A 7952-nucleotide genomic window follows, 5' to 3' on the forward strand; every position below is an offset into this window, starting at 1 on the left:
TCAGTGCTCGTCGATGTCGCGGTAGGCGGTCTTCTCGTCACGCATGCGCCGCAGCGGTGTGAACAACGCCCAGGCGGCGGCGATGAGGAAGACACTGATCCCGCCGACGACGAGCGCGATGTCGCGTGTCCGGGTGGCGGCCCGGTCGGGCGGGACCGGCCCGGCGATCTGCTTCTGCAGCACGGTGTTCGACGCGTGAGGCTGGTCGGGGTCGACGGCGGCGATCGGGTCGACCAGACCGTACCCGGTCGCCATGTCGGGCCCCCGTCCACCTGTGTGGGCGGTGCGCTTGATCAGTTCGATCACCTCACCGGCAGACATGGTGGGGTGCTCGGCGCGGACGAGGGCGACCACCCCGGACACCACTGCGGCGGCGAAGCTCGTTCCGTTGAACGATGATTGGGCACCTTTGATGACCTGCCGGTTGACCAGCCCGGAGCCGGTGCTGCTCAATGAGACGACGTTTTCGCCGGGGGCGGCGACCGAGACCCACGGACCGGTCAGTGAGGTCGACGCCGGCTCGTCGTCGGCGGTCACATTTCCCACCGACAGCACATAGTCGGAGAACCACGCGGGACTGGCGTAGGTGGTCATCCTCGACCATTCGGTGGAGCGGGGTACGTTCGGGTCGACGCCGGGATTCTGAGGGCAGCGATCCTTGTCGGCGTTGCCTGCGGCTGCCACCACCACCACGTTGCGTTGGTAAGCGGCGCGCACGGCGCGGCCGAGCAGGTCGTCGTCGACCGGGGATCCCGTTGTGCCGCAGGCTGCGGCAGAGATGTTGATGACCGTGGCGCCCAGGGACACCGCACGGGTGATCGCATATGCCAGCGTGGTGGTGTTGCCGTATCCGGAGGAGACGGCATCGCTGTCATCGCCGTTGCTGCCGTCGACCTGGTAGGAGTCGCTGTTCTGCCGGATCGACAGGATCGTCGCGTCGGGGGCGATGCCACTGAAGCTGTCGGCGGTCGAGGGACGCGCCGCGATGAGCCCAGCGACCAGCGTGCCGTGTGAGTCGCAGTCGGTGAGCCCGTCTCCGCTGCCGACGTAATCGCCACCACCGATCACCTTGCGGAGCCGGGGTTGCGGATGCACACCGGTGTCGATGACCGCGACCGTTTGCCCGGCCCCCGTGCTGTATGTCCAGGCAGCGCGATAGTTCACGGCGAAGCCTGTCGGGTCGACCTGGGACAGATCGGTGCCGGCGGCGAGTACCGGTGTGGCGCACTGCTGTTGCTGTTTGGTCTTGTCGGTGGGCCCCACCGGACCGCTCGGTGCACCGCCCGCAGCGATCCGCGGTGGGGTCAGGGCTGCGGCGGGCCCTGTGCCGACGAGTACCAATACCAGCACCGTGGCCAGATGGGCGATGACGACGACCGTGCGTCGCACCCTGATCGGAACTGTCATCCCCCCACGACCTGGGCGTACAGGCCTGCTGTCCACGCCAGCACGGGGAGGACCACAGCGAGGGCGAGGTAATCAAGGTGGTCGCCGAGTCGCGCCCACCGTGGCGACCTACGGTCGGTGGCGAACACCGCGATGCCCACTCCGACGACCACCAGCGCGAGGAGGGCGAGAGCGGCGACCGCATACATCGCCGACGGCGCCGTCCGGAGCGCGAGGGCGGTGATCACCAGAATCGCGACACCACCGAACAGCAGTGACGCCGACGGCACGAACGGCAGCTTGCGTGCGCTGCGCAGCATCATCGCGGCCGCGACGACGGCGTTGAACGCGATGACCGCCCACGGTGTGGGATCGGTGCCGAGGGCTGCGATCGCTATACCGGCGATCACGGTTGCCGCGGCTGCCAGATAAACCGCTGACCGTGTGGCGCGGTCACGCTCCACGGATTCGGCCACGGCCTGGGCAGACGGGACCTGTGCGCGGGCACCGGCCGCCGTCCGGCGCTGCCGCTCGCGGCGCTCGGCACGGTCGAACGGGTTGGTGAACAGCTCGCTGGTGCCTGCCTGCGCGTCACGGGAGGATTCACGCTGATTGGTGAGTGGACGGAGCCGACGACGGTTCACGATGAGTGGGTCCGCTCCCACCGCGAGAAACAGACCACAAGTGGCCAGGACGGTACCCGACAGCTGGTCGGTCCAGTGGAAAGCTGCGTGCGCCACGGCCACGACCGCGCACAGAGTGAACCCGACCGCCACCCCGACGAATCCGACGTGTCCGGCGCGGACGATGACCTGCCCACCGATCGCGACGAGAATCATGACGCCGCACACGATGGCCGGCGCCCAGGCCTTCACACCGACGGGCAGGTGTGCGCCGCCCACAGATGCCACCCCGAATACCAGTGGCAGGGCCGCCCATCCCAGTGCGGCGGCGATCGGCGGCTCGGCGTAGTAACGGCGCGCGACGACGGCGCCGATGACGAGGGCTACGATCACGCCGACAGTCTGATAGGCGAGCGCGGTGCGCCGGGACAAGCCGAAGTCGCCGAGCAGGAGCAGGTCACACACCGCAACGGCCATTGCCAACCCGATAAATGCCATCACGCGGGCGGCGCGGGAACTCCACGTCGGGTATCCCTCCCGATTGAGTCGGGCCACCGCATCGACGACGTCATCGAACAGTTCGGGCGGGGTCAGCGCTCGTTCGGCACTCAGACTGAACTGGTCGCCGTCCTGCGAACCTGCCATGGCCAGGGTCTGGTCTCCGCGCACCTCGCGACCACTCGCGAGCCGGGTCAGCACCCACCGGTCCCGTTTGTTGGGAATCCCGTTGGGTTCGTCCTCACGCCTGACATCCCGCGAGGCGATCAGCTCGGCGAGTTCGGGGACGAGGTTGACGACGGGAACATCTATCGGCAACTCGATATCGAGTTGGGTACGTCCGCCGAACACCGACACCCGTATGGTCCGCGGCGCGGCCGCGACCATCACCGTCTGCCGAAGCTCCCCTATCCCCGTCACAGCGTTCCAATCTAACCGACCGGACACTCCCGTGTGACCCGTGGTCATCCGGATGTCTGACGTGCCCGGCGAGTCGTGGACGGTGGGATCTCCACTATGTGATCACGCAACCCGGTTATGTTCGAGCCACGCAGCTTCAACTTCGTCAGGAGTTTGATAACCCAACGCGGAATGAAGCCGAATCCGATTGTATCGCAATTCAATCCATGATGTCACATCATTGATGGCGTGTCTTCTGGTGGGATAGGCGTTACGATTGACGAGTTCATTCTTCAGCGACCCGTTGAACGACTCGGCCCACGCATTGTCCCAACACACACCCGTGCGTCCAACCGACCGCAGCACTCTCAGGCCCCGACACGTATCCATGAAGTGACCAGACATATATTGACTTCCGCGGTCGGAATGAAATATGGTCACGTCGGGAATAAAGTCAACATTTTTCGATGCCTTTTTCAATGCGTCACACACCAAATCTGCTGTCATTCGAGACGACATCGAATAACCAACAACCTTCTTCGAGAAACAGTCGAGCACCGTCGCCAAATACACCCAGCCCTGCCACGTCGCGATGTAGGTGATGTCGCCGACGAGCTTGTGACCTGGGCGATCGGCGGTGAAGTCACGCCGCAGTAGATCCGGCAGGCCGGCACACTCGACCGGGATCGTCGTGCGTGGGCCCTTCCTGCGTGGTTGACAGGTCACCAGGCCCTCATCGACCATGATCTGGCGCACCGTATCGTCATCGACCATCACGCCCTCACGCATCAACTGGGCATGGATACGGCGGTACCCGTAGGTGGAGTCCGAGTCATCGAACACCGTGCGGATCCGGTCTGTCACTACGATCCGCGCCGCCGCCCGCGCACTGACACCCCGCTTCTTCCATTCGTAATATCCCGAGGTCGATACCCGCAAACAACGGCACAATGCCGCCACACTGTGATTGCCTTCTTCGCGCGCGATGAACTGGAACTTCACCGATGCTTCTTCGCGAAGAAGGCCGTCGCTTTTCCTAGAATCTCGTTTTCTTCCCGCAATTCGCGAACTTCTTTTTCTAATTCACGAAGACGCTGGCGTTCCGATATCTCTACCGGCTCCCCGGTAATCTCCGGGTACCGTCTCCGATATGCCTTCACCCAACGAGACACCGAATTCTCAGATACCCCATTCTTTTTCGCCACATCCACAATCGTGTGTGACTTCTCCACAACTTCACGCGCTACCGAATCACGAAACTCATCCGTGAAACGCCCACGATCCCGTGCCACAGCCAACTCCTTCAGTCATCCCCACCGTAGTGGTAGGGACCACCGTCCGGGACACGCCGGTCAGGTCAGTCCGATATAGCGGTGCGTACCCCTACCGCAACCGATCGCGACGATCAAACACCAACGCATCCGGCAAATACTGCGACGCCACCCCCACCTCAAAATCCGAATCCACCGCCGCACACACCGGCCCCAAAATCCGCCACGGCACGAACCCCTCCTCCGCACGCACCCGATTCTCCACCGGCCGAGTAAAGAACTCCTTATTGCCCTCCAACGCCACCCGCACATCCCCCGGAAACTCACTACGACTCCCCGACACCACATCCCACAACAACCGCACCGACGGAAACACCCGCTGCAACACACTCTCGGCCCCCGCCAACGGCGCCAACTCCGGATCCGTCAACCGCATCACCTCCACCACCTGCTGCGCCACCGGCTCACCCCGCTCACCCCGCAACAACATCTGCCACGCCCGCGCCCACTGCTCCTGATACGGGTCAAACCACACCCCCTCCTCCCTCGACGCCTCCCGCCACTCCGGTTTGAAATCCCGCAACGCATCCAACAACCCCCGATCCCGAGCCACCAACCCCAACCACAACGCCCCCAACCAATGCGGCGCCATCGTCCGCGGATTCGGACCCGACGATCCCGTCTCCAACGACCTCCCCAACACCTCAAACGACAACCGGCGCTCACCCTTCGGCAACGACGCCCGCACAAACTGCACCCGACTCACCTCACACGCCGCATCCAACAACGACCACACCTCCTCACCCACCACACCACCCGAACCCACCAACGACCACACACACAACTCAATCAACTCGACCTGAAGATCATGAATACGATCACTATTCCACGGCCGATCCAACTCCAAAGAAAACTCAAGCCCCCGACGCGCACCACCAATCCTCATCTGCACATAATCGGGATCCCACTCATGCCACCGCTCGACATCCACCATCAGCCAAAAACTCCATCCATTGAACTTAAATTCTTGCCGTTCGCTATCGATCTTATGTCAAACTCTCGGTGACGGTACCCCGAATACGATCCACTGGAATCCACGGTCGCCCGAACTAGTTCATAACGCAAATCCCCACTCTTGCTCGAGTTTCTAATCTTCTCTGCGAGCTCGAGCTGGTCTGCGTCACCGCTCTCCTTCATTGCGACTAGCACAGACTCCAGATACTCCTTTCGCCCCTGCTGATAATGCAGGTCGTCTAATCCGCGCCGGTGCCCCAGTTCCGCATGCGGCCCCTTTGCCTCCACCACGACCAAAATCGGGCCGGTGATTCCTTCCTCGTTCTTCACGCCTTCCCGCGGAGTAACCCTGAACACTCCATCGACACCTCCGGCACCCCGGGAGCTGAGAGGCAGCAAGGTATCGACCTCAAACTGTCTGGCGCGGTATCGATTTGGGATTGCCTCCGCTGTCGCGTGCAGACCCGCCTTTTCGCCGGCGTCTGTCATGATCCGGAAAGCACTCTTTCGCTCAGCATCTGTCGCGTCCAGCTTGTTCAGAACGTGCTTCAGCTGAGCGCGCGCCCAATCCCGCAAGCGACGCAATTCGTCCGCCACCCGGTGAGCCCCATAGGTCACTTTCTCGTCGTAGGCCCCGTATGCGGCTTCCTCGACCTTGACCATCTTCTCGGTCGTGATCTCATCGTGCTCATCAAGCAGCGGAATCCGATCACCGTCCGCGTCCAACGCCCCCTTGATGTTTCGATCCCACCGCGGTCTCCCGTCGTGGTGGGTCCGATGGTAGTACTTCTCCAGGTACCGACGATCGGCAACTTTGTCGACAACCGACTTACCCGAGTGCTCCAGGCCATCGATCGGCTCCCTGGGATCTGTTTTTCCCCTGCCCGGAGCATCGGTCGGGTCCGGTTGCTCCGTGCCCGGGTCGTGCTCGCCGTCGCGAGGCTGACCGGGATCACGGTGCGGACCGTCTACATCTCCCGCCCGCGCATTCTCGGCAGATCGATCTCCGTCCACGCGCTCCGTCGGTACGTCCGACTCGCCATCACGCGCGAGCCTTTCCGACGAGAGTGGCACGCCCGCGTCATCGCGCTCGCGAGAACGCCCTGCATGACCGTTGAGGTCGGCGTCGGCCTCAACCGCTGGTGCTCGCCTCGTGCCCGACCCGCCGCCGTCGTCTCGGGCCCGACGAGTCCCACTCCGCTCCCCGTCGTACTGTTCAGTGCGCTCGTCGTGTTCAGTGCGCTCGTCGTGTTCAGTGCGCTCGTCCCGGAATTCGCCCTGCCGCGGCCCCCCGCGCCTGGTCCCGACCAACTCGTGATCGCCAAATACCTTGCGGCCGCCCAACTCGGCTCTGGGATGCGTCAGTCGCGCGTCTTCGATTCCGACTGGTCCACGACCGTCGTGGTAGGCGGCGCCGAATTCCGTGAAATGACCCAGTCCGTCGGCCAAGCTCATCACCCGCTCACCGGCGGGCGCCGAGGGGTCCAAGACCACGTGCTCGCCGTCGAGACGTGCCACGGTCACCGCATGCAGATCGCCACCGGCCTCCGTGCGCCCCACCACTGTGGCCGATGCGTGCTCGCCCAAGCCGTGTAGCGAACCGGCGACCGAATCGACCGATGCGCGGTCGAATCCGTCCACCCCCAACCGATCTGCCAACTCGGAGGTACTGAGCCCCGCGAAGTCACTGCCTCGGTTTTCCGGTGCCACCGCCTCGCCCGACAACAACCCATCACGCACCGCGATCGCCTGGTCGCCGCATTGCTGACCGAACACATTGGATTGGTCCAGAACCCCGAGAGCACGGTCGGCTTCTTCCCGCGTCATCGACGATGACAGCGCCACCCGGTCCGGCACCCCGGAAGCGGCGTCGATGACGCCGACCTCCGCGGCATCGTCGATCCCCTCGGGCCGAATGCCCTCGGGTGCATTCGGTTCGGGATCGTGAGCGACAGCAGGATGTTCGGTGCGTGCGCCTCCCAGACGTGCTCGCACCGCATCGGTCAGCCGCGCCGCGCCGTGAAAGGCCGCCTTCACCGACACCGCACCCAACAACGACCCCGACACCGCCAGCATCGTGACCGCGTCCGGCGCCGGGTGCACGTCACCGCCGACGCCGACCGGCAACCCCTCCGCGCGCGTCGTCATCGACGACATCACCTTCTGCGCCGCGTCATCGAAGCTCTTCAGCACCCGCGCGGGGGCCTCACGCGACTCCCGTTCCATCCGCTGGGTAGCCGCGTCATCGGCCACCCTGCGCGCGGTGGCGAGTTCTTCGGTCTTCTCTGTGCGGCCGCCGTCGTGCGACGTGGGCGGCTGTGCCGCATCGTCGGCGTCGCGATCGGGCACCACGTCCCCGTCGCCGTCACCCTCGGTACGCACCGGGCGCGAGCTCTCCGCCGGAGGCTCCGACGAGATGTGACCGGCACCGTCACGGTCGATCAGATGCGGTAGGTGCGCGGCATCATGCGGAAGTCCGTCAACGGCAACGATTTCCATCCGGACCGGCAGATCGCCGAACCGTGCGGTCACCACTCGCGCGGCTTCCGCCGAGGCAATGTCGGCTGCCGAATCCGGTACGTGGGAGACCTCGGGGTCGGCGGGCTCGCGACCGTGACGCCCGCCCGTCTGCTCGTCGCCGCCGTCGTGTGCGGTGAACCGCCGCGGCTCGTCCCCGCCACCGTGCTGATGCGTTGCGGACTCTCGCGTGTGAGCATCCCCGTCTGTCGGGCGGGTGGACCCGCCCTCTCGATCGGCAGGG

7 protein-coding genes are annotated in these 7952 nt (G+C 64.6%); 1 reads left to right on the plus strand and 6 read right to left on the minus strand.

Annotated features, from left to right (window positions below; all coding sequences use genetic code 11):
- The 6 genes from mycP to B1964_RS16000 all read right to left on the minus strand — a co-directional run bounded on the left by mycP (position 1) and on the right by B1964_RS16000 (position 7723).
- A complete protein-coding gene (gene mycP / locus B1964_RS15975; protein ID WP_079930474.1) occupies positions 1-1407 on the minus strand; it encodes a type VII secretion-associated serine protease mycosin in 1407 nt (468 codons plus the stop codon).
- The gene (gene eccD / locus B1964_RS15980) at positions 1404-2927 is read right to left on the minus strand and encodes a type VII secretion integral membrane protein EccD (protein WP_253194021.1); all 1524 of its coding nucleotides are present in this window, start codon (positions 2925-2927) and stop codon (positions 1404-1406) included. The genes mycP and eccD overlap by 4 nt, the downstream gene beginning before the upstream one ends.
- A gap of 102 nt (positions 2928-3029) precedes the next feature.
- Positions 3030-3908, minus strand: coding sequence for an IS3 family transposase (locus B1964_RS15985; RefSeq protein WP_079930476.1), 879 nt, complete (start codon positions 3906-3908; stop codon positions 3030-3032).
- Positions 3905-4198 (minus strand): transposase, encoded by a 294-nt coding sequence (locus tag B1964_RS15990; RefSeq protein WP_172398862.1) that lies wholly within the window; start codon positions 4196-4198, stop codon positions 3905-3907. Before B1964_RS15990 ends, B1964_RS15985 begins: the two co-directional genes overlap by 4 nt.
- A gap of 91 nt (positions 4199-4289) precedes the next feature.
- On the minus strand, positions 4290-5015 hold the full coding sequence (locus tag B1964_RS15995) for an immunity 49 family protein (protein WP_366664292.1): 726 nt from the start codon (positions 5013-5015) through the stop codon (positions 4290-4292).
- 155 nt (positions 5016-5170) lie between these two features.
- Positions 5171-7723, minus strand: coding sequence for a hypothetical protein (locus B1964_RS16000; RefSeq protein WP_253194023.1), 2553 nt, complete (start codon positions 7721-7723; stop codon positions 5171-5173).
- A gap of 48 nt (positions 7724-7771) precedes the next feature.
- On the opposite strand from B1964_RS16000, the gene B1964_RS31070 reads away from it, so the two are divergent.
- Positions 7772-7952, plus strand: a 181-nt coding sequence (locus B1964_RS31070) for a hypothetical protein (RefSeq protein ID WP_253194024.1), incomplete at its 3' end; no start/stop codon positions are given.

It is taken from the genome of Gordonia sp. i37, assembly GCF_002043085.1.
Lineage (GTDB): Bacteria > Actinomycetota > Actinomycetes > Mycobacteriales > Mycobacteriaceae > Gordonia > Gordonia polyisoprenivorans.

Excerpts from the sequence above, each read along its gene's own strand:
- mycP (WP_079930474.1), bottom strand. The coding sequence starts at position 1,407 with ATGACAGTTCCGATCAGGGTGCGACGCACGGTCGTCGTCATCGCCCAT.